Source organism: Streptomyces sp. NPDC052040, assembly GCF_044548405.1.
GTDB lineage: Bacteria > Actinomycetota > Actinomycetes > Streptomycetales > Streptomycetaceae > Streptomyces.
Window position 1 is genome coordinate 88,860 of sequence record NZ_JBIUBV010000008.1, and the last position, 19,159, is coordinate 108,018.

21 protein-coding genes are annotated in these 19,159 nt (G+C 72.7%); 13 read left to right on the forward strand and 8 right to left on the reverse strand.

What is annotated here, in order from left to right:
* The first annotated feature begins 179 nt into the window (after window positions 1–179).
* Window positions 180–551, forward strand: a complete 372-nt coding sequence (locus ACIHAA_RS18115; RefSeq protein ID WP_399818187.1) for a DUF6479 family protein — start codon at window positions 180–182, stop codon at window positions 549–551.
* A gap of 48 nt (window positions 552–599) precedes the next feature.
* Here ACIHAA_RS18115 and ACIHAA_RS18120 read toward each other — a convergent pair whose 3' ends face one another.
* Together ACIHAA_RS18120 and ACIHAA_RS18125 are read right to left on the reverse strand one after the other, a co-directional pair.
* A complete protein-coding gene (locus tag ACIHAA_RS18120) occupies window positions 600–1,565 on the reverse strand; it encodes an ATP-dependent DNA ligase (protein ID WP_399818189.1) in 966 nt (321 codons plus the stop codon).
* Between the two features lie 72 nt (window positions 1,566–1,637).
* Entirely contained in the window at window positions 1,638–2,531 is an 894-nt protein-coding gene (locus tag ACIHAA_RS18125; RefSeq protein WP_399818191.1) for a Gfo/Idh/MocA family protein, read from the reverse strand.
* A 178-nt stretch (window positions 2,532–2,709) separates the two neighbouring features.
* Here ACIHAA_RS18125 and ACIHAA_RS18130 point away from each other — a divergent pair, with 178 nt between their 5' ends.
* Window positions 2,710–4,134, forward strand: coding sequence for a M1 family metallopeptidase (locus ACIHAA_RS18130; RefSeq protein WP_399818193.1), 1,425 nt, complete (start codon window positions 2,710–2,712; stop codon window positions 4,132–4,134).
* 1 nt (window position 4,135) lies between these two features.
* Here ACIHAA_RS18130 and ACIHAA_RS18135 read toward each other — a convergent pair whose 3' ends face one another.
* Window positions 4,136–5,848 (reverse strand): phospholipid carrier-dependent glycosyltransferase, encoded by a 1,713-nt coding sequence (locus ACIHAA_RS18135; protein ID WP_399818195.1) that lies wholly within the window; start codon window positions 5,846–5,848, stop codon window positions 4,136–4,138.
* Window positions 5,849–5,939: 91 nt separating this feature from the next.
* Entirely contained in the window at window positions 5,940–6,440 is a 501-nt protein-coding gene (locus tag ACIHAA_RS18140; RefSeq protein ID WP_399818197.1) for a hypothetical protein, read from the reverse strand.
* A gap of 252 nt (window positions 6,441–6,692) precedes the next feature.
* Between ACIHAA_RS18140 and ACIHAA_RS18145 the strand changes: the two genes are divergently transcribed.
* The gene (locus ACIHAA_RS18145; protein ID WP_399818199.1) at window positions 6,693–7,223 is read left to right on the forward strand and encodes a hypothetical protein; all 531 of its coding nucleotides are present in this window, start codon (window positions 6,693–6,695) and stop codon (window positions 7,221–7,223) included.
* A 65-nt stretch (window positions 7,224–7,288) separates the two neighbouring features.
* On the opposite strand, the gene ACIHAA_RS18150 is transcribed toward ACIHAA_RS18145, so the two are convergent.
* Window positions 7,289–7,549: a hypothetical protein gene (locus ACIHAA_RS18150; protein ID WP_399818201.1), complete on the reverse strand. Its 261-nt coding sequence runs from the start codon at window positions 7,547–7,549 to the stop codon at window positions 7,289–7,291.
* A 152-nt stretch (window positions 7,550–7,701) separates the two neighbouring features.
* A complete protein-coding gene (locus tag ACIHAA_RS18155) occupies window positions 7,702–8,094 on the reverse strand; it encodes a helix-turn-helix domain-containing protein (RefSeq protein WP_399818203.1) in 393 nt (130 codons plus the stop codon).
* Between the two features lie 234 nt (window positions 8,095–8,328).
* On the opposite strand from ACIHAA_RS18155, the gene ACIHAA_RS18160 reads away from it, so the two are divergent.
* The 6 genes from ACIHAA_RS18160 to ACIHAA_RS18185 all read left to right on the forward strand — a co-directional run bounded on the left by ACIHAA_RS18160 (window position 8,329) and on the right by ACIHAA_RS18185 (window position 13,759).
* A complete protein-coding gene (locus ACIHAA_RS18160; protein WP_399818560.1) occupies window positions 8,329–8,541 on the forward strand; it encodes a hypothetical protein in 213 nt (70 codons plus the stop codon).
* Between the two features lie 207 nt (window positions 8,542–8,748).
* Window positions 8,749–8,967, forward strand: coding sequence for a hypothetical protein (locus tag ACIHAA_RS18165; protein ID WP_399818205.1), 219 nt, complete (start codon window positions 8,749–8,751; stop codon window positions 8,965–8,967).
* Window positions 8,968–9,046: 79 nt separating this feature from the next.
* On the forward strand, window positions 9,047–10,933 hold the full coding sequence (locus ACIHAA_RS18170) for a hypothetical protein (RefSeq protein WP_399818207.1): 1,887 nt from the start codon (window positions 9,047–9,049) through the stop codon (window positions 10,931–10,933).
* A 133-nt stretch (window positions 10,934–11,066) separates the two neighbouring features.
* Window positions 11,067–11,741 carry a hypothetical protein gene (locus tag ACIHAA_RS18175; protein ID WP_399818209.1) on the forward strand — a complete coding sequence of 225 codons (675 nt, stop codon included), beginning with the start codon at window positions 11,067–11,069 and terminating at the stop codon, window positions 11,739–11,741.
* A gap of 332 nt (window positions 11,742–12,073) precedes the next feature.
* Window positions 12,074–12,724 (forward strand): DUF4360 domain-containing protein, encoded by a 651-nt coding sequence (locus ACIHAA_RS18180; protein ID WP_399818210.1) that lies wholly within the window; start codon window positions 12,074–12,076, stop codon window positions 12,722–12,724.
* A 216-nt stretch (window positions 12,725–12,940) separates the two neighbouring features.
* Window positions 12,941–13,759: an SAM-dependent methyltransferase gene (locus tag ACIHAA_RS18185; RefSeq protein WP_399818211.1), complete on the forward strand. Its 819-nt coding sequence runs from the start codon at window positions 12,941–12,943 to the stop codon at window positions 13,757–13,759.
* A 41-nt stretch (window positions 13,760–13,800) separates the two neighbouring features.
* On the opposite strand, the gene ACIHAA_RS18190 is transcribed toward ACIHAA_RS18185, so the two are convergent.
* Both ACIHAA_RS18190 and ACIHAA_RS18195 read right to left on the reverse strand, forming a co-directional pair.
* Entirely contained in the window at window positions 13,801–14,721 is a 921-nt protein-coding gene (locus ACIHAA_RS18190) for a helix-turn-helix domain-containing protein (RefSeq protein ID WP_399818213.1), read from the reverse strand.
* Window positions 14,722–14,864: 143 nt separating this feature from the next.
* Window positions 14,865–15,095, reverse strand: coding sequence for a DUF397 domain-containing protein (locus tag ACIHAA_RS18195; protein WP_399818215.1), 231 nt, complete (start codon window positions 15,093–15,095; stop codon window positions 14,865–14,867).
* A gap of 291 nt (window positions 15,096–15,386) precedes the next feature.
* Between ACIHAA_RS18195 and ACIHAA_RS18200 the strand changes: the two genes are divergently transcribed.
* The 4 genes from ACIHAA_RS18200 (at window position 15,387) to ACIHAA_RS18215 (ending at window position 19,141) form a co-directional block, all read left to right on the forward strand.
* Window positions 15,387–15,860: a hypothetical protein gene (locus tag ACIHAA_RS18200; protein WP_399818216.1), complete on the forward strand. Its 474-nt coding sequence runs from the start codon at window positions 15,387–15,389 to the stop codon at window positions 15,858–15,860.
* Between the two features lie 211 nt (window positions 15,861–16,071).
* Entirely contained in the window at window positions 16,072–17,655 is a 1,584-nt protein-coding gene (locus tag ACIHAA_RS18205; protein WP_399818218.1) for a PP2C family protein-serine/threonine phosphatase, read from the forward strand.
* Window positions 17,652–18,761: a B12-binding domain-containing protein gene (locus tag ACIHAA_RS18210; RefSeq protein WP_399818219.1), complete on the forward strand. Its 1,110-nt coding sequence runs from the start codon at window positions 17,652–17,654 to the stop codon at window positions 18,759–18,761. The genes ACIHAA_RS18205 and ACIHAA_RS18210 overlap by 4 nt, the downstream gene beginning before the upstream one ends.
* Complete coding sequence (locus tag ACIHAA_RS18215) at window positions 18,758–19,141, forward strand: STAS domain-containing protein (RefSeq protein ID WP_399818221.1); 384 nt, start codon at window positions 18,758–18,760, stop codon at window positions 19,139–19,141. The genes ACIHAA_RS18210 and ACIHAA_RS18215 overlap by 4 nt, the downstream gene beginning before the upstream one ends.
* The last annotated feature ends 18 nt before the right edge of the window (window positions 19,142–19,159 follow it).

Consider the following 19,159-nt stretch of genomic DNA (forward strand, 5'->3'; position numbering starts at 1 on the left):
GTGCCGGCGCCCCCGGGTGGGGGCGCTGGGGCGGCCCCGCGCGCGCGCCCCCCCCCTCGCCCCCCCCGCCGCCCCCCCGCCCGCGCCCCCCCCCGGGGGGCCCCCCCCCCCCCCGCCGTATTTCCCGGCGGAATTCCCGGGAAAGGGCGGGGTCCATTCTGCGGGAGTATGGTCGGAACATGAATACGATGAGCTTTGTGCTCCTGGCGGTGTCGCGGGAGCAGATCAACGTGTTCGCCGCCTTCCTCGGCGGCCTGGTCGTCGCCGGTGCGCTCATCTGGGCCGTACGGATGGGCATGTCCGTACGCGACCGGGAACCGGATCCCCCCACCCCCGAGGAACAGCCCCATCTGCCGGAGGGCGGCCCGGTCCTGGAGGAACGCGAGGTCCGGGAGCCGGAAGAGGTGCCGCACGCCGCCCAGGAGAGCGAACGGCTCATGCCCTACCAGCTCCACCACGCGGCCAGCCGACGCGGGGACGACCAGGAACGGAAACGCTGGCACCCCGGCTCCAGCGGCTCCTTCGGCAGCGGCGGCCCGGGCCACGTCTGAGCTGCGGACGCCCCCGCCCGCACACCCCGGCCACCGGCCGGGGCACCCTCACGGCAGCTCCGCCGCGGAGTCCTCCGGTGCCAGATCCGGACGCATCCGCAGCCACGACGGCTGTCTGAGCAGACCGGACCGGGTCCGGGTGCTGTAGCGCACCTCGCCCACCAGCCGGGGCAGGACCCACCGGGACCCCGGCACCCGTGGGTCCCGGTCGAAGGGGCAGACCCGTGACTCCACGGCCGCCAGCAGCCGGGCGAGTTCCTGCCGCTCCGCCTCGCTCCAGCCCGTCCCCACCCGGCCCACATAGCGCAGCCGCCCCTCCTCCCGCTGCCCCACCAGCAGCGCCCCCGGCAGCCCCGACAGCCGCCCCTGGCCGGGCAGCCAGCCGCCGACGATCACATCCACGGCACGCACATTGCGGATCTTGATCCAGGACCGGGAGCGCACCCCGGGCTCGTAGACCGAGTCCAGCCGCTTGCACACCAGGCCCTCCAGGCCGCTCTCCCGGGTCGCCGCCAGGGCCTGGGCGCCATGTCCCACGATCGCGCCCGGAGTGGACCAGTGCGGCCCGGCGAGCCCGAGCCCCTCCAGCTCCTGCCGCCGCCGCGCATAGGGCAGCCGGGTGAGACCCGTGCGCAGCACCATCACATCGAAGAGCACCAGATGCACGGGCGTCAGCGCCGCCCGCCGGGCCGCCAGCGCGGGGGAGTGGGCCAGCCCCATCCGGGACTGCAACCGCTGGAAGTCCCCCCGCCCCCGCTCGTCCGGCGCCACCACCTCCCCGTCCAGCACGGCGGGCGTCGCACCCAGCGCACCGCCCAGCGGGCGCAGCTCGGGGTACGCGTCCGTGATGACCTCCCCGGACCGGGCGCGCAGTTCCAGGCTGCCGTCCCCGGGCAGATAGACCACCGCCCGCTGCCCGTCCTGCTTGGTCTCGTACGCCCACTGCTCGTCCTGCCGGGCGGGCGGCAGGACACCGGTCGTGGCGAGCATGGGGGCGATCAGCGGAAGTCTCACGGGTCAGTTGTGGACACCGCCGGGCCCCCGCACGCGTGCCGACCCGGAGTTTTCCCCTGAACGGCGCCCGGGCTACCCGGCCGCGGCCCCGGCGATCAGCTCCTGCAACCGCAGTCCCCGCCGGGCGTCCAGCTCACCGGACACCCCGGTGCGCACCGCGGTGGCGAACTCGCGGCGCAGCACCGGCCAGGCCTCCTCGAAGTCGAGTCCGGTGCCGTCGTAGACCACGGGCGCGGCCGGTCCGAACAGTTCGACGCGGATGCCGCCCCGCGGCACGTTCACCGAGCCGGACAGGGAGCACTGGCTGACCGCCCCGGTGGTGTGCTCGCAGGTCAGCTCGATCCAGCGGCGGGGATCCCCGGCGGCGCGGATCCGGGCGACCGGACCGACCGCCGCGTCCAGCAGGTCGAGCAGATGCGGTCCCACATCGAGCAGCGCGCCGTGCTCCAGCCGCCACGGGGTCGCGAAGTCGCCGCCCAGAAAGGCGCCGCTGAGACCGCTGGAGCGGGCCCCCGCCACCTCCGTCTCCCGGGCGGCGGCCAGGAACCGGCGGCCCTCGGGGTGATAGCGGTTGGACAGCAGCAGCTGTGAGACGACCCCTGCCTCCCCGATCGCGTCCGCGACCCGCCGCGCCGCGGTCAGACCGACGCCGAGCGGCTTCTCCAGCAGCAGCGCCCGGCCCGCCCGCGCCGCACGCGGGGCCAGTTCGGCCTGCACCGCCGGAGGGACCGCGAAGGCCACGGCCTCAACCGCGTCCAGCAGCTCCTCGAACCGGGTGGTGGCCTTCGCGCCGTAGGGAGCCGCGGTCTCCTGGGCTGCCTCCTCGCGCCGCGCCCACACCGCCGTCAGCCGGGTCTCGGGCCCGGCCGCGAGCACCCTCGCCTGCATGGCGCGCGCCCAGGGCCCCGCCCCCACGAGCCCGACCCGCACGGGTTCCCCGGTCCACGGCAGCAACTGGTCCGTCATGCCGCAACTCCATCACGCCCTGCCCCGGCCGGAACAGACCCCGGCCCCGGTCCGGATCAACGGACCACGGCCGCCGCGCAGTTGACCGCGGAGAAATTGACCGAACACTGGTGATTCCGGAGCGGGACGGCCCCCTAAGCTGACGGCCGTTGATCATCCGCCCTCCACAGGAGTCACCGTGACGCCACCCCCTCGGCACCTCCGCAGGCACCGCTCCGTCCTTCCCCGGCAGGCCGTCGCGGCCACGGTCCCCCTCGCCCTGGCCGCCCTGCTCGCCACCGCGGGCACCGCGGCGGCGGGCACCATCGGGTCGGCCGGGGCCGGTGACCCGTACTTCCCGAAACAGGGCAACGGCGGCTACGACGTGAGCCATTACGACCTGACCCTCGGCTACGACACGGGCAGCCGCCATCTCGACGGCCGGGCCGAGCTGCGCGCCCGGGCCACCGAGCGGCTCACCCGCTTCGACCTCGACCTGAGCGGTCTGAACGTCACCCGCGTCACCGTCGACGGCAGCACGGCATCCTTCCGCCGCGACGGACAGGAACTCGTCGTCTCCCCGGGGCGGGTGCTGCGCAAGGACCACGACTTCCGGGTCGCCGTCACCTACCAGGGCACGCCCCGGCCGGTGACCGACCCCGACGGCTCCCTGGACGGCTGGATCCCCACCGACGACGGCGCCTTCGTGGCGGGCGAGCCGCAGGGCGCCATGACCTGGTTCCCGGTGAACGGCCACCCCCGCGACAAGGCCTCGTACGACATCACCATCACCGTCCCGCAGGGCCGCACCGCGGTGTCCAACGGTGTCCTCGTCGGCCGCAGCACCGCCCACGGCCGCTCCACCTTCCACTGGCGCCAGTCGGAGCCGATGGCCGCCTACCTGGCCACCGCGACCGTCGGCACCTTCGACGTCGAGCAGTACACCACCCGGGACGGCATCAAGGTCTACAACGCCGTCGACCCGCGCGAGGCGTCCGCCGCGGCCCCCGTCCTCAAGAAGCTGCCCTCCGTCCTCGCCTGGGAGAGCAAGCTCTTCGGCCCCTACCCCTTCCGCGCCGCCGGAGCCATCGTCGACAAGGCCACCAACGTCGGCTACGCCCTGGAGACGCAGTCCCGGCCCGTCTACGACCGCGCACCCGATCTGAGCACCCTGGTGCACGAGAGCGCCCACCAGTGGTTCGGCGACTCGGTCAGCCTGACCCGCTGGCAGGACATCTGGCTGAACGAGGGCTTCGCCACCTACGCGGAGTGGCTCTACAGCGAGCAGCACGGCGGCAAGACCGCCCAGCAGACCTTCGACTCCCTCTACGCCCGCCCCGCGTCCAACGATCTGTGGGCCTTCCCGCCCGCCGATCCCGGCAGCGGCGCCCATCTCTTCGACACGCCCGTCTACGCGCGGGGCGCGATGGCCCTGCACCGGCTGCGCACCACCGTGGGGGACCCCGTCTTCTTCCGCATCCTGCGCACCTGGGCCGCCGAACACCGCGGCGGCCATGGGACGACGGCCCAGTTCGTGCACCTCTCGGAGCGGCTGTCGGGCAAGGACCTCGGGGGCCTGTTCCACACCTGGATCGGCACCGCGGGCAAGCCCGCCAAGCCCTGACTCAGGGCCGCCGGAAGATCGTGACGGAGTGTCCGACATCGTCGACCGCCCTGCTGCCCCGCAGCAGCCGCTTCAGCGGGCCCCGGGCCTTGGCGATCGACGTGTCGGACACCACGAGCAGTCCGTGCACCCGCTCCGGCGCCACCTTCAGCGGGTCGCGGCCGTGGATGCCGTACCAGGAGGGCACCCCGCTGCCCTTGTAGACGAGCCACACCTCCTTCTCCCGCGGATAGCGCCGGTGCAGCCGGTCGGCCAGCCGCCCGAGGTCCTGGCCCCAGTCCACATTCGAGTCGTGCAGTTCGAGATGCGTCCTGGAGGGCCCGCCGAAGGCCTCGTTGGAGTACGGCAGATAGTACGGATACGTCCGCAGCGAACTCACCGCCACGAACAGGACCAGCGCCGCCGTCACCGCGTACACCCGGCGCCGCCGCAGCGCGAGCACACACCCGGCGGCGACCGCCAGGAACACCGGGACGAACAGCGCGTAGCGCACCCCCAGATCCCGGGAGCCCCCCATGGCCGCCGCCATCAGCACCGCCGGGACGCCCAGCACATACGGCACGGCGGCCCGCAGCGCGGGCACCGCGGCCATGGCCCCGCCACCGGCGAGCCACAGGGCCAGCATGCCGAGCGGTGTCTTCACCAGCAGCGCGGCAGGCAGGTAGTACCACAGGGACCCCGTGTAGAGGCGGCCGAACAGAAAGCCCTGCCAGCGCGCGTTCTCGAAGCCGAACTGGATCCGCATCCCGTCGCGGTAGGCGTCGGGGAACGGCAGCCAGTCGACCAGCAGGGCGCGCACACCGTGCACCGCGGGCAGATGCGCGGGCGGCGTCCATCGCAGCCGGGGATCCACGGCCAGATAGGCGGCCCAGACGACCGCGACCAGGACCAGGCCGAAACCGGCGGCCGCCGCCGCGGACCGCAGGGCGCGCCGCCGCCGGGGGAGGGCGCCGCCCGCCGCCCGCCAGGACGACCAGGCGGCCAGGGCCAGCAGGACGGGGACGGCGGGCAGGGTGCTCATCCTCGTGGCCACGGCGGCACCCGCCGCCGCCCCGGACAGCGGCAGATACAGCCCCGGCCGGTGCCGGGCGCGCCACAGCAGCCACACCGAGGTCACCACGAACCCCACGGCGGGCAGATCGAGCGTGGCCAGCGAACCGTTGGTGATCAGATCGGGGGAGAAGGTGTACAGCGCCAGCGCCACCAGAGCGGCCGCCCGGCCCGCGAGGTCGCGCGCGAACCCGAAGACGACCAGCCCGAACAGCAGCGTCACCACCATCACGGGCAGCCGGGCCCAGAACATCACCCGCCAGGGGTCGTTGCCCGACTCGTACAGCAGCCTGCGCCCCAACTGCCCCTGGCCGCCGTGGAATCCGGGCCTGAGATGCGGATGGGCGAACACCGTCCCGGCGGCGATCAGCAGTTTGCCCAGCGGCGGATGCTCGGGGTTGAAGCGCAGGCTGTGCTCCCGGACGTACACCACCGCGGTGCCCACATAGACGGGTTCGTCGATGGTGGGCGTCTGCCGCACGGCGGTGGTCACCATCGCCACCGCCATCTGCGCCAGCAGCGCGACCACCACCAGGGCGAGCAGCGGCCGCCGCAGCCGCTCCCGGCGGCCGCCGTCCTCCGGGCCGCGGGCGGCCCCCCTGCCGGGAGCCGCGGCGGCCCGGTCGCCGTCCGCGGGCAGCGTCCGCTGTTCGTACGTCATCATGTCCTTTGCTACGTCGGCACGGCCTGACCTTGCTCAACGACGGAGGGCACGGGCCGGCCGCGTGCGGGACGGGACGCGTCCGCGGGACCGCTCAGGGCCGCGCGTACTCCTGCCGCACGGCGGAGGCGAGCCGGGCGAGGGCCTCCTCGGCCGGGCCCGGGTCCGCGTCGTCGAGCGCGGCCAGCGCGTCGGCCGCGGCCTCCCGCACCGGGCGGGGCACTTCGTCCTGCGCCGCCATGCGATAGGCGACCGTGCGCCGCGCCGCCCGCTCCTCGGGGGTGACGCCCGACGGTCCCGTGCGCGGGAAGACCGCGGCCTCGTACGCGCCGACATGCAGCAGCACACCGTGGGCCATCCCCTCCGCGTATCCGCGCACCCCGGCGCGGTGCCGGGCCGTGGCGAAGTGCGCCAGCGCCCGGCGGCGGAGGAGGAAGGCGACCGACGCGGTCACCGCACCGGCCACCGCCGCGGCGACCAGGGCGATCCGGGCGCCGCCGAGGAGCGTGCCGATGAGGGCGCCGCTCGCGGTGGTCAGGCAGACCAGCCCCAAGACCAGCAGACGCAGGGCGCGGGCGGGCGTGATCGGAGCCATGGTGCGCAGTCTGCCAGCCGATGCTGTGCTCCCGGCTGGAGCCCCGGCGGCCGTCCCACCGCGGTGGGCGGCGGCGTGATGTGCGCCACGTGCGTCCCTGGCAACCCCGGAGGCACCACGGGGATCCTTGCTGCGCATCGCTTGATCGATGATCAAGCGGGGGAATTCCGCTGGCCACGCGGTGTGCGCCGCATTTGACACTTTGTTGCGTGCGCGGATAGGAAACAAGGCGCGGAAGCGGAGAGGTGGACTGTGCGCGAGCCCCAGGTGATCGGCGACTGGCAGGAATGCTCGGACGAGCATGCCGGTCTGCGTCTTCGCGTGCACCGCCTGGAAAAGGCGGAGCCGCCGCGCGGGCGGGACGACGCCGCCGAGGGCCTGACCTACTTCCGGTTCCGGGTGACCGTGGAGAACCGCGGCGGTGATGTCGTGGACATCCACCTCGAAGACGGCCAACTCGACGTCCGTACCGGCTCCGACGGCGAGAGCGCCTTCCTCGACTGGCGCAACTCCCAGTTCATCGAGGGCTTCGACCTCTATCCGCTGCGCCGGGCGACCGCGGTGCTCTACGCCGCCGCGCCGGAGCCCGGTCTCCAGCTCGTCGACATCCAGGTGCAGGTGAAGGCCGGCGAGGAATGGGCCGACCGCTATCTGTGGTCCGGCGATCTGAGCGCGGCGGAGGACATGCCCGGCGCGGACGCCCGCCCCGACGGCGTCTCGGAGCTGCTGGCCGGGCAGATCAGCACCTTCCTGCGCGAACAGGCGGAGCGCGGGCGGGGCTGACCCTGCCGCCTGCCTTCCCCCCTGCGGGGCCGCCGCCGTGCGCGATGGGCGCCGATGGACCGCGATCACTCCCGATAGACGGTGAGCACGGCGCCGTTGACCTCGATGCGCCGCGGGGCGGGGCCCTCGCCGCGGCGGAGCGTCGCGAGGCACTGGTCGAACAGCGCGAGTTCGTCCTCGCCCAGCACGGCCGCCGCGAGGTCGAGCAGTTCGCGTATCGCGGTGTCGGTGAGGTCGGCGGGCAGTTCGCCGGAGAGCAGGACCACGGATTCTCCCGTCGGCCCCTTCACGATGGCGGTGGCGGGGCCGCCGTGTACGAAGAGCAAGGTTCCCCCCAGTCGGCCCGGGGCGTGCGTCTCACGGGTCCCGGGCAGGAGGAGAGACTAGCGGCGGATCATGCACGTTTGGGCGGAAGTGGCTACTTCTCACGGAAGTGACCCGAGGAGTGCGGGACCGCTCCGCGAACCGCCGTCCGCGGTCAGGACGCGTCCGGGGTCCGGTTCAGCAACGACTCGACCAGCGCGGCGACATGGCGGCGGTCCTCGGTCGACAGTCGCTGGACACTGGCGATGAGCACGTCCACCTCGGGGTCGCCGGGGGCGTCGGAGACGGGCGCGGGTTCGCTCTCGGGGGCGTAGAGATGGATCCCGCACGCCTCCGCGGCGGCCTGGCGGATGGCGCCCAGGGGCAGTCCGAGGCCCTGTGCCAGCCCTTCGAGGGTGGCGGGTTGGGGCATGCGCGCCATGTGGTCGGCCGTGGCCAGATGGTGGACCGTGGAGCGCGGGATGCCGCCGCGGCGGGCGACGTCGCCGTACGACCAGCGCTCGCGGTCCAGCCGTTCGCGGATGATCTGTTGCAGTGCGTTGGCCACCGATGGTCACTTCCTGCTCGCCGCCGGGCGGAACTGTTCCGTGTCGGATCATTCTAGGGGCGACTTGGGTGAGTGACGGAAGGTGTTCCCCCGAACCGCTTGCGTCACACCGGCCGCGGCCCCTAGTGTCCAATCTCGTTGGACAGTCCGTCCGACGGAGTTGGACGCGGTCCGGGGGGACCTGATCGCGTCCGACGGGAACGCCGTACGAACCCCGAGGGGGAACAGATCATGATGGATCCTCGTGAGCTGGACGCCGAGTCCGCGGAGCTGCTGCCGGGCCGTGAGGCGCTGGGCCGCCTGAAGTTCAGCTTCGGCAAGACGGTGAATGTCACCAAGCACGTGGCCAACGTCTCCGCGCACAACGAGTCGGCCGCGCTCAACGACCACTCCGCGTGGTCGGTGGCGGACTCGGGTGCCGCCCAGTCCATCAGCATCGGCCAGTGATCCCGTGCCGCACGGGCCGGCGCCCCGGCACCGTGCGGCACTCCGTGGAACCGCGGCGACGCATCACCACACACCTCCGCCCGCCGCGGCTCCACGCCGACTGGTCCCGTCATCCGACGACATGTCACCATCCGCCGCCGGGCGGGTGTTTGCTCCGCCCGGCTCCCATCAAGCCTGTCAACGAAGGTCTTTCGGAAAGGACACGCCATGAGCATGAACGCCTACGAACTGGACGCCGAGTCCGCTGAGTTGCTGCCGGGCCGCGAGGCGCTGGGCCGCCTGAAGTTCAGCTTCGGCAAGACGGTGAACGTCACCAAGCACGTGGCCAACGTCTCCGCGCACAACGAGTCGGCCGCGCTCAACGACCACTCCGCGTGGTCGGTCGCCCAGTCCCAGGCCACGCAGTCGATCAGCATCAAGCAGTAACCCCCGTACTACGAGGGCATGTCCGGCGGACCGCGCACGGGGCAGGCGCGGTCCGCCCTTGGGGGGAGGAAGGGCGCACATGACGCTGCTGGGGGACAACGCCGCGACGCTGTACGACACCGGCCCGGTGCCCGGGCCCGGGGGGGTGCCGGTCACCTATGAGCAGGTCACCACCGGCGAAACGACCGTCGTCGGACTCGGGAAGCCCTGGGTGCCACGGCTCGGCGCGGGGCTGGAACTGCACGGCGAGTACCAGGGATCGGGGTTCACCGAGCCCAAGTACATCGCCCGTCGGGGGGACGGGCAGGTCGTGCAGCTGTCCCGGCTGCTGTACCTGGTCGCCTCGTCGGTCGACGGAAGCCGCGACGCCGAGACGATCGCCCACCGGGTCAGCGCCCGGTTCGGACGCGAGGTCAGCGCGGAGAACATCCGCTATCTGATCGAGAACAAGCTGGACCCGCTCGGGGTGACGGTCCCCGAGGGCCAGGAGGACGACCAGGTCTCCGCGCCCCGGTCGGATCTGCTCCTGGCCCTCAAGGGCCACCGGGTGATCTTCAACGAGCGGCGGGTGGCGAAGATCGCCCGCGCCCTCGCCTGGCTGCACCGCCCCCCGGTGGTGGTGGCCGTGCTGCTGGGCATCGCCGTACTGGACGTCTGGCTGTTCCTGTTCTTCGGCGCGATCACACCCGTGCTGGAGGTGCTGGACCAGCCGGTGCTGCTGCTGGTGGTCTTCGTACTGACCGTGGCGTCCCTGGTCTTCCACGAGTTCGGCCACGCCTCGGCCTGCCGCTACGGCGGCGCCCGCCCGGGCTGTATCGGCTGCGGGCTCTTCCTCATCTGGCCCTCGATGTACACGGACGTCACCGACGTCTACCGCATCGGCCGCGCGGGACGGCTCCGCACCGACCTCGGCGGCGTCTACTTCAATGTCGTCTTCATGCTGGCCATGGCCGGCGCCTACGCGGTCAGCGGGCAGGCGTTCTTCCTGGCCGCCGTCTATCTCGGGCACTTCGAGATCCTCGAACAGCTGATGCCCGCCGTACGCCTGGACGGCTACTACATCCTCGGCGACCTCGCCGGGGTGCCCGACCTCTACGGCAAGATCGGACCGATTCTGCTGAGCCTGGCCCCGGGGGCCAAGGGGCGCCGGGCCCGCGCCGAGGTCGCCGCGCTCAAGAGGTCGGCCCGTGCCGTCGTCGCCACCTGGGTGCTCACCATGGTGCCCCTGCTGGTCGGCGAAATGGGCTACGCGCTCTGGAACCTGCCGCGGATCACCACCACCATGGTGCGCTCCCTGACCGAGCAACTCCTCGGTACGGGCGGCGCGTTCGCGGACGGGCAGATCGCGGCCGGCCTGATGGGCGTGGTCGGCTGCGTCATGCTGCTGTGCCCCATGGCGGGCGTGGTCTATCTCTCGGTGAAGCTGGGCGGCCGTCTGTGGCGGGGCGCGGCCCGATCGACGTCCGGGCGGCCCGCACTGCGCCTCGCACTGTGCGCGGTGCTGCTGGCCGGTCTGGGCGGCCTCAGCTATGCCTGGGTTTCCGGACTGACTCCGGAGCCGCTGCCCAAGCGGCCCCCGATCGCCCCGATCCTCCAGCCCGGGGTGCCCACCTCGGCGCCGCCCGCACGGGACGCCACACCCGCCGAGCGACACCCCGCCGCACCGTCGGCGACGGCTCCGGGCGCGCCCTCGGGCACGGCGCCCCCGGCCGCCTCGGGGACCCCTTCCGCCTCGGCGACCCCGTTCGGTTCGGCGAGCCCCCGGCCCAGCGCCTCCCGGGTGCCGTCCGAGTCCCCCGGCGAGACGCCGACCGGGACCCCCGCCGCGAGCGGCGCCCCGGCCTCCGTCCCGGCGGATCCCGGTTCCGTCCCGCCGACGACGCCGCCCTCCCCGGCGGACACCCCGTCCGCGGCGGAGAGTTCCAGCGAGCCGCCCCCCGGGACGCCCACCCCCACCGCTTCCTGAACACCCCGGGCCACGCCCCCGGGGGCCGAGCGGACCGGCCCTGGCCCGGGGCCGGTCCCCGCCGCCGGCCGGGAGTGCCGCGCACCCCGCCCCGGTGGCCCGTCCGTCGACACCACTCCAGCAGGAGACCGAAGTGAACCAGCACCGCAAACCCCGCAAGCACGGGGCCTTCACCCAACGCGCCGTCAGTGTCGGGCTGTTCGCCGCAGGAGCGGCCGGAATCGCGACCGCCGTGCCCGCCCAGGCCGCGACCGGGGTACCCCAGCACACGGCGGTCGCCACCGACCAGACCTTCAGCCGCGCCGACTTCCACCACCACACCGAGGCCCGGGACTCCTTCACCGTGCGCCAGTTCGGCACGGTCGCCGCCGCGACCGTACGCAACCAGGCCAACGCCGTCGGGCTGGGCTGCACGGCCGACGACCACTGCCGCTCGGTCGCCCTGTCGTTCCAGATCGTCACCATGGCCGGTGAGCACACCCGGCTGACCGCCCTGAACCGCGGCGACGCGGTCAACAACCACTGCGACGGCTGCCAGACCCTGGCCGGTGCCTACCAGTTCGTGGTCTCCACACCGCACCCGCTGACCCTGGACCGGGCGACCGCGCGGCACCTCGACGACATCCACCGCAGACTGGACGCGCTGACCCGTTCCACCCTTCCGGTCACCGAGCTGAAGAAGCAGGCCGACGCCCTGGCGGCCGAGGTCAACACCGTGCTCCAGAGCGCGGTCGCCAAGGCGCCCCAGGGTGCCGACCGGCCCACCGTGACCCTCCACCGCCACCTGGACGGCTGGCCCGCCCACTGACCGGGCCAGGCCGGGCCCGCCGCCCCGGGAAAGGGCCCGGGGCGGCGGGCTGTCGGGTGTCCCCGACGGCCCGGGCGCGGGAATGGCTGGAGATGGCCGTTCCGGTTCGGTGCCGCAGTACATACGATGCGGTCGCTCCCGGTCTTCACAGCTCGTCCACAGAGCGGGTCATGCCATCGATTTGGCATGTGCATGACCGCATGGGAGCCCGAATGGTTCGGTGTCTGATCCAACGCACCTGGTCCGCGACGGTCCCGCCCGTGCGGGGCCGCACCCCCCGACACCCGGCGGTGGCGCACCGCCGGGGAACCGATGCAACGGATGGGAGAACCATGGCTGGTGGACTGCTCCTCGGCGGCGCGATCGCCGCGCTCGTCGCCACCGCATTCCCCGCACAGGACCCCTCCGGCGGGTTCACCGACCCGCCCCCGGACAAGATCGTCATCAAGATCGCCACGGTGAACGGCTCCGGCTGCCCCCAGGGCACGGCCGCGATCGCCGTCTCCCCGGACAACACCGCCTTCACGGTGACCTACAGCGACTACCTCGCCCAGGTCGGGGGCGGCGCCGGACCCACCGCGTTCCGCAAGAACTGCCAGCTCAACCTGATCGTCCATGTGCCGCAGGGCTTCACCTACGCCATCGCCAGCGCGGACTACCGCGGCTTCGCCTCGCTCCAGCGCGGGGCCAGCAGCACGGAGAAGGCCTCGTACTACTTCCAGGGCTCGTCGAGCACCGCGGCACTCACCCATCCCTTCTCCGGCCCCTACAACGACGACTGGCAGGCCACCGACACCACCGACTGGGCCCAGCTGGTGTGGGCGCCCTGCGGAGTGCAGCGCAACTTCAACATCAACACCGAACTGCGGGTCAACTCCGGCACCTCGGCGCCGGGCAGCACCAGCTTCATGACCATGGACTCCACGGACGGTGACCTGAGCACCGTCTACCACCTGGCCTGGCAGGAGTGCCCCGACTCCTGACCCCGGCCGGCCGGGCGCCACCGGTTCACCCGCACCGGGACCGGTGGCGCATCACCCGCCATGTCCCCCCACTCGTAAGGCAGTTGGCTCCATCCGTGAACAGAGACGGCCGAACGTGTGGACTCTCCGGAAGGGCTGGCACCGGCAAACATCCCTTCCCTAAGATGGGGAACCCGTCGCGCCGCTTCCGAGGCGCGGCATGGATCTGGGGGAACGATGCAGCCAGGCAGGCAGTTGTCCACGTCCATCGACTCCACGGTGCCGACGGCCGCCCGTATGTACGACCACTATCTGGGCGGCAAGGACAACTACGCGGTCGACCGGGCGGCCTGCGAGGAACTGGACAAGGTCGTGCCCAGCACCCGGGCGCTCGCCCTGAACAACCGGCGGTTCCTCCAGCGCGTTGTGCGGACCCTCGCCCAGGACCACGGCATCCGGCAGTTCCTCGACCACGGCTCCGGGCTGCCCACCCAGGACAACATCCACCAGGTCGCCCAGCGGATCGACCCCGACACCCATGTGGTGTACGTCGACAACGACCCGATGGTCCTGGTGCACGGCCGGGCACTGCTGGAGCAGGACGAGCGCACCGCGGTCGTCCAGGCCGACATGCGGGACACCGACACGATCTTCACCCACCCCGACACCCGGCGCCTGATCGACTTCTCCCGGCCCGTCGCCGTCCTCTTCAACTCGGTGATGCACTGCATCCCGGACAGCGGGACCGACGGACCGCCCGCCCTGGTCCGCAGGGTGGCCGAGCGGCTCGCCCCCGGCAGCTTCCTGGTGATGTGCCAGCTGGTCAGCGAGGACCCCGAAGTCCGGGACTTCGTCACGGCGTTCATGGAGCAGGTCACCCAGGGGCACTGGGGGCGGGTGCGACGGCAGCAGGACGTCGCCGACTGGTTCGAGGGCATGGACATCCTGGAACCGGGTCTGGTCGAGGTGTCCACCTGGCGCCCGGACACCGAGGTGGCGCCCCGCCAACTCACCCGGGAGTGGATCGAGTTCGGGGGAGTGGGACGCCTCCGCTGACGCCGTCCCCCACCGCCTCCATGACGGCCCGCCGACCCCGGTCAGCGGGCCGGATAGCGCTCTTCGAGGGTCCTGCGCAGCAGCCCCAGTGACGCCCGGGGGTCGAGCGCCTCGTCGGCGAGCCGGTCCAGCACCATCCGGTACTCCTCGGTCTCGTCGGGGTCCTCCAGGAAGTTGGCGCTCCTGATGTGCTCCAGATAGACGATGTCCGGCAGGTCGAGCCCGCCGAAGCGCAGATAGGTGACGGGGATCGCCGGGGCCGACGCGGTCGTCACGTCCAACGGCACGATCTGCACGGTCACATGGGGAAGCTGCGCCGCCTCGACGAGATGCTCCATCTGCTCGCGCATCACCTCGTGGCCGCCCAGTATCCGCATGAGGACCGACTCGTCGAGCACCGCCCACAGCCGGGGAGGCTCGGGGCGGTGCAGCAGTTCCCTGCGCCGGGTCCGCAGCTCCACCCGGCGCTCCACCTCCGCCCCCGGCGCGCACGGCAGGCCCCGCTCCACCACGGCCCGGGTGTAGGCCGGGGTCTGGAGCAGTCCGGGAACGTACTGGATCTCAAAGGTACGGATCGCGACGGCCGCCTCCTGGAGCCCGACCAGGCGGTCGAACCACTCGGGCATCAGCCGCTTGTCGTAGCGCTGCCACCAGCCGGGCTCGCCCGCGCGTTGCAGCAGCTTGACCAGGACCGCGGCCTCGTAGTCGGCGGCCCCGTACAGCTCGAGGAGCGCGCGGACATCGCCCTCCGTCGGAGGCCTGCGGCCCTTGCCCGCCTCGATCCGCGACAGCTTCGCGGGGCTGAAGCCGAGTGCTCGCGCCGCCTGTTCCTGAGAGAGGCCCGCGTCCTCGCGGATACCCGCCAACTGCACGCCGACCAGCATCTTCAGCAGAGTCGGAGCGGGCTCCGTCCGGCTCAGATACGGTTCGAGGCGGGAGATGCGGTGCGACTCGGCGGACATCGTGGCTCCCTGCTGGCCGACGGAAAGCAGATCCGCAGTATCGCACCGGAACGCCCTTGGACGCATGCGCCGATGAGACGACTTTCCCGCTCCGCACCGGAGAAACCCGCGCCGTGCGCGAATCCGCCCCCGTCGCGTCCGCCTCAGACGAGGTGGTCGAACTCCCCGTCCTTCGCCCCGGCCAGGAAGGCCTTCACTTCGGCAGGTGTGTAGACGAGCGCGGGCCCGTCCGGATGGCGGGAGTTGCGCACCGCGACGCTCCCGTCGGCGAGAGCGGCCAACTCCACGCAGTTGCCCTCGGCGTTGCTGTGCCTGCTCTTGATCCAGCGGGCTTCCAGCGCGCTGGCCCGCACTCCGTTCGGCTCTGACGACATCGCAGTCTCCTCGCTGACGATCCGCCACGGGGCACCGGACACGGGCCTGATGCACATGCCACCCCGAGGTCTTCCCCTCCACCATGCAATTTCCCGTGCAATTGCACAATGCTGCTGACTGCGTGGATAATAGCGGCGGCGTCAATCGCACGACGTACGCCGCCAGCTGACGTCGCATCAGGGAGATGTCATGTCATCACCTGGGTACCTCAGGCCGGGCCCGCTCGACCGGGCCGAGTGCGAAGCGGGGACGGCGGGGGACCGGCTCCACACTGTTTGCGGGGAGTGGACATGGTGACACCGCTGAAGGGGCTGGAGCGCGTGCCCTGGGACGCGATCAAGGACTCCAGTGGTTCCGCGGAAGCCATCCCGCTCCTGCTCCGCACCGTGGCGCGGGGCGACGCGTCCGCCGCCAGAGCGGCCCTGCGCGATCTGCGCTCCCGCATCTGCCAGTACGGCTTCGTCGTCGACCAGGCGACCGCCGCCACGGTCCCCTTCCTCTGGGAGCTGGCCAGGCTTCCCCAGGTGACCTGCCGTGTGCAAATCGTCCGGCTGCTCAAGAGCATCGCCGACGCCCGGCAGTGGGAGAGCACCGCCTCGGTCTACCCCAAGCTGCTCAAGCACCGCCACGACTACGTGGGTTGGGAACGGCAGGCCCGGCACGCCGTGCACGCGGACCACGGCACCCTGCGCCAACTGCTCACGGAGCCCGACATCGAACTCGTCGAGGCGGCGAGCGAGCTGGCGTCCGCCCTGGCCGCCTGAGTCCCGGGACTCCCGCCGGGCGCCGCGCCGGGCCGCTTGCAGATGATCTTGGAACGCGAGATGGTTGCCCAACGACAACGGTTTCGTCACTGGTGCAACAGAGAAAGGACCGGGCCGCGCACGCGACCCGCTGCTCGTGGATATTTCCCAGCGGACTCCCGGCGGCCCGCGCAGTCGCAGCGATGCGTGGAGCGGTGCACCCTGCCCGGTCGTGGTCGCGGACACCCAGGGCCGTGTGGTCGAGCTGAACCCCGCCGCCACGCGCCTGTTCCCACAGGCGCGGCACGGCTGCCCGCTGCGGGACGTCGCCCCGGCCTGGCTCTTCGAGGCCCATGACCGGTTCGCCGCGGACACCGTCGCGGCGCCGGACACCGACGGGATCTCCGCGACCGGACGGATCGGTGAACGGTCCTTCGAGGCCCACCCCTCCCGCTCCGGGCACGGCCCCGTGGTGTGGTGGCTGTTCGACGACACCGGCCGCCGCAGCGCGGAGGACGAACTCCGCAGCGAGCGGGAGCGCACCGCCTTCCTGGCCAGGGCCTCCACCACCCTGCTGGCCTCGCTCCACGTCGAGACCTGCATGGAGGCCACCGCCCGGCTGGCCGTCGAGCATCTCGCCGACGCCGCCGTGACCGTCGCCCCGGCACGGGGCCGGAGCAGTCCCGTCACCTTCTGCGGCCCCTCGGGCGAGGTCACCCACTCCCTGGTGCGCGCCGACCCCGACGACGTGCCCGGTCTGAGCGAGGCGCTGCGCGGCTTCCCACCGGTGCCGTCCCGCTGGATCGACCCCGCCGCGCTGCCCGACTGGGCGGTGCCCGACGGGCTGACCGGACCGGTCGGCTCCGTCGTGGTGTCACCGCTGCCGGGACACGGCGTGCCCGCGGGCGCGCTCATCCTGCTGCGCACGGAGGACCGCAGGACCTTCAGCGAGAGTGAGGAGACCTTCGCCCGGCTCTTCGCCGCCCGGGCCGGCGCCGCGATCTCCGCCGCGCGGATGTACGCCGACCAGGCCGCCATCACCACGACCCTGATGCGCGACCTGCTGCCGCCCCGACTGCACAGCGTGCGCGGAGTGGAGTTCGCGGGCGCCTACCGGGCCTCCGGCCGGGGCGACCGCATCGGCGGCGACTTCTACGACGTCCACCCCGGCGCCACCGACGAGGAGGAGACCCTCGTCGTCCTGGGCGACGTGGCGGGCAAGGGACTCGAGGCGGCCGTCCTCACCGGGAAGATCCGCAACACCCTCCAGGCGCTGCTGCCGCTGGCCGCCGACCATCAGAGCGTCCTCGGCCTCCTCAATGGCGCACTCCTCACCTCGCACCACACCCGGTTCGCCACCCTCGCGCTGGCCTCCGTCATCCGCCGCGGCGGCACCGTACGGCTCCGCCTCACCAGCGCGGGACACCCCGCCCCCCTCATCGTGCGCGCGGACGGGAGCGTCGAGGCCGCGGACACCCACGGCACCCTGGTGGGCGCCTTCCCCCGGATCACCTCCACCACCGCCCATCTCGAACTCGCCCCCGGGGAGACCTGTCTGCTGTTCACCGACGGCATCATCGAGGCCCGGGGCGGCCCCCTCGGCGACGAACTCTTCGGCACCGAACGGCTGGCCCAGGCCCTGGCGGAGTGCGCCGGAATGCCGGCGGAGGCGGTGGCCGGGCATGTGCAGATGCTGGCGGCCCAGTGGGTCGGCGACGGCCGTCACGACGACATGGCGGTGGTGGCCGTCACCGCACCCCACCACGCCCACCTCAGCGCTGTCGACGGCCGCACCCGCGGGAGGTACACCGCGTGAGCACGGCACCCGTCCGGTCCGGCACGGCGGCGGACCTCGGCGCGGTCCGCGACCGGCTCTGGCAGGCGGTGCGCACGGGCGACGAGTACGCCGCCACCGACGTGGTGCTCGACGCCGTGCGAGGGGGCATCGGCATGGAGTCCGCCCTGCTCGAGCTGATCGCCCCCGTCCAGGCCAGGGTCGGTACGGAGTGGGCCGCGGGACGGCTCACCGTCGCCCAGGAGCACGCCGTCACGGCGGTCCACGAGCGGGTCATCGCCGCACTGGCCCACCACCCCGAAGGCCGCGGCGAGCCGCCCTGGCGGCCCCGCATCACTGTGGCCTGCGTGGACGGGGAGTGGCACGCCCTGCCCGCCCGGCTGCTCGCGGAGGTCCTGCGGCTGCGCGGCTGGCACGTGGACTTCCTCGGCGCCCATGTGCCGACCGCCCATCTGATCGCCCATCTGCACCGGACGGGCCCCTACGCCGTGGCCCTCTCCTCGTCCCTCGCGACCCGCCTGCCCACGGCGCACGCCGCGGTCACCGCGGTCCAGGCCGTCGGAGTGCCCGTCCTCGTCGGCGGCGCGGCCTTCGGCCCCGGCGGCCGGTATGCGCGGGCCCTGGGCGCCGACGACTGGGCACCGGGCGCCCGGGAGGCCGCCGCGCTGCTCGACGCGGGCGTGGCCAGGCCCGACCCGCTCGCCGCCCACCAGCCCGTGGACGATCTGCCCCATCTGGCCGACCAGGAGTACACCATGGTCGTCCGGACCAGAACGGTCCTGGTCAAGGAGACACTGGCGGACCTCGAGGACACGTATCCGCCGATGCGCGCCTACAGCGAGCGGCAGCGCGAGCACACCGCGGAGGACCTCGGCCATGTCGTGGACCATCTGGGCGCCGCGCTGTACGTCGACGACACCGGCCTGTTCACCGGGTTCATCGAGTGGACCGCCCATGTGCTCGCGGCCCGCGGAGTACCCGCCCGCGCGTTGTGCCCCGCGTTGGAATCCCTCCGCGTCAGACTGGGGGACTTCCCGCGGGCCCGTCGTATTCTCGGCGCGGCACACGACGCACTGACCTCCCGACCCGCAGCACCGAACATCCCCGGCTCCGGAAAGTCCAGATGACGACCTCTCACACGCCCTCCCTGTCGCTCACGGTGGAGACCGAGCGGACCGCGATCGTCGTGCGCGTCCTCGGCGACCTCGACTACGAGACCTGCGACGAACTGGTGAGCACCGTCGACGGGCGACTGGCCCGGTGGCCCGCCGACGGCCCCCCGCTGACCGCGCTGCACCTCGACTTCGCGGGACTCGGGGACGTCGACTCCATGGGCCTGTCCGCCCTGCTGGCGATCCGGCGGCGTACGGACGCGGCGGCCATCGACCTCCGGCTGGACGAGCGCCCGCCCGCACTCCAGCGGCTGCTGGAGATCACCGGGTCCCTGGACCATCTGACCGCGCCGTTCGAGGACACCCGGGCCGGGGAGCAGCCCGGAACGGGTTGAGCGCGCGCCGCGGCGAAG

What these genes read in the sequence shown, in the direction of transcription:
- ACIHAA_RS18115 (WP_399818187.1), top strand. Translation starts at nt 180, where the DNA reads ATGAATACGATGAGCTTTGTGCTCCTGGCGGTGTCGCGGGAGCAGATC.
- ACIHAA_RS18125 (WP_399818191.1), bottom strand. Translation starts at nt 2,531, where the DNA reads ATGACGGACCAGTTGCTGCCGTGGACCGGGGAACCCGTGCGGGTCGGG.
- ACIHAA_RS18135 (WP_399818195.1), bottom strand. Translation starts at nt 5,848, where the DNA reads ATGATGACGTACGAACAGCGGACGCTGCCCGCGGACGGCGACCGGGCC.
- ACIHAA_RS18140 (WP_399818197.1), bottom strand. Translation starts at nt 6,440, where the DNA reads ATGGCTCCGATCACGCCCGCCCGCGCCCTGCGTCTGCTGGTCTTGGGG.
- ACIHAA_RS18160 (WP_399818560.1), top strand. Translation starts at nt 8,329, where the DNA reads ATGGATCCTCGTGAGCTGGACGCCGAGTCCGCGGAGCTGCTGCCGGGC.
- ACIHAA_RS18165 (WP_399818205.1), top strand. Translation starts at nt 8,749, where the DNA reads ATGAGCATGAACGCCTACGAACTGGACGCCGAGTCCGCTGAGTTGCTG.
- ACIHAA_RS18170 (WP_399818207.1), top strand. Translation starts at nt 9,047, where the DNA reads ATGACGCTGCTGGGGGACAACGCCGCGACGCTGTACGACACCGGCCCG.
- ACIHAA_RS18180 (WP_399818210.1), top strand. Translation starts at nt 12,074, where the DNA reads ATGGCTGGTGGACTGCTCCTCGGCGGCGCGATCGCCGCGCTCGTCGCC.
- ACIHAA_RS18185 (WP_399818211.1), top strand. Translation starts at nt 12,941, where the DNA reads ATGCAGCCAGGCAGGCAGTTGTCCACGTCCATCGACTCCACGGTGCCG.
- ACIHAA_RS18190 (WP_399818213.1), bottom strand. Translation starts at nt 14,721, where the DNA reads ATGTCCGCCGAGTCGCACCGCATCTCCCGCCTCGAACCGTATCTGAGC.
- ACIHAA_RS18195 (WP_399818215.1), bottom strand. Translation starts at nt 15,095, where the DNA reads ATGTCGTCAGAGCCGAACGGAGTGCGGGCCAGCGCGCTGGAAGCCCGC.
- ACIHAA_RS18200 (WP_399818216.1), top strand. Translation starts at nt 15,387, where the DNA reads ATGGTGACACCGCTGAAGGGGCTGGAGCGCGTGCCCTGGGACGCGATC.
- ACIHAA_RS18215 (WP_399818221.1), top strand. Translation starts at nt 18,758, where the DNA reads ATGACGACCTCTCACACGCCCTCCCTGTCGCTCACGGTGGAGACCGAG.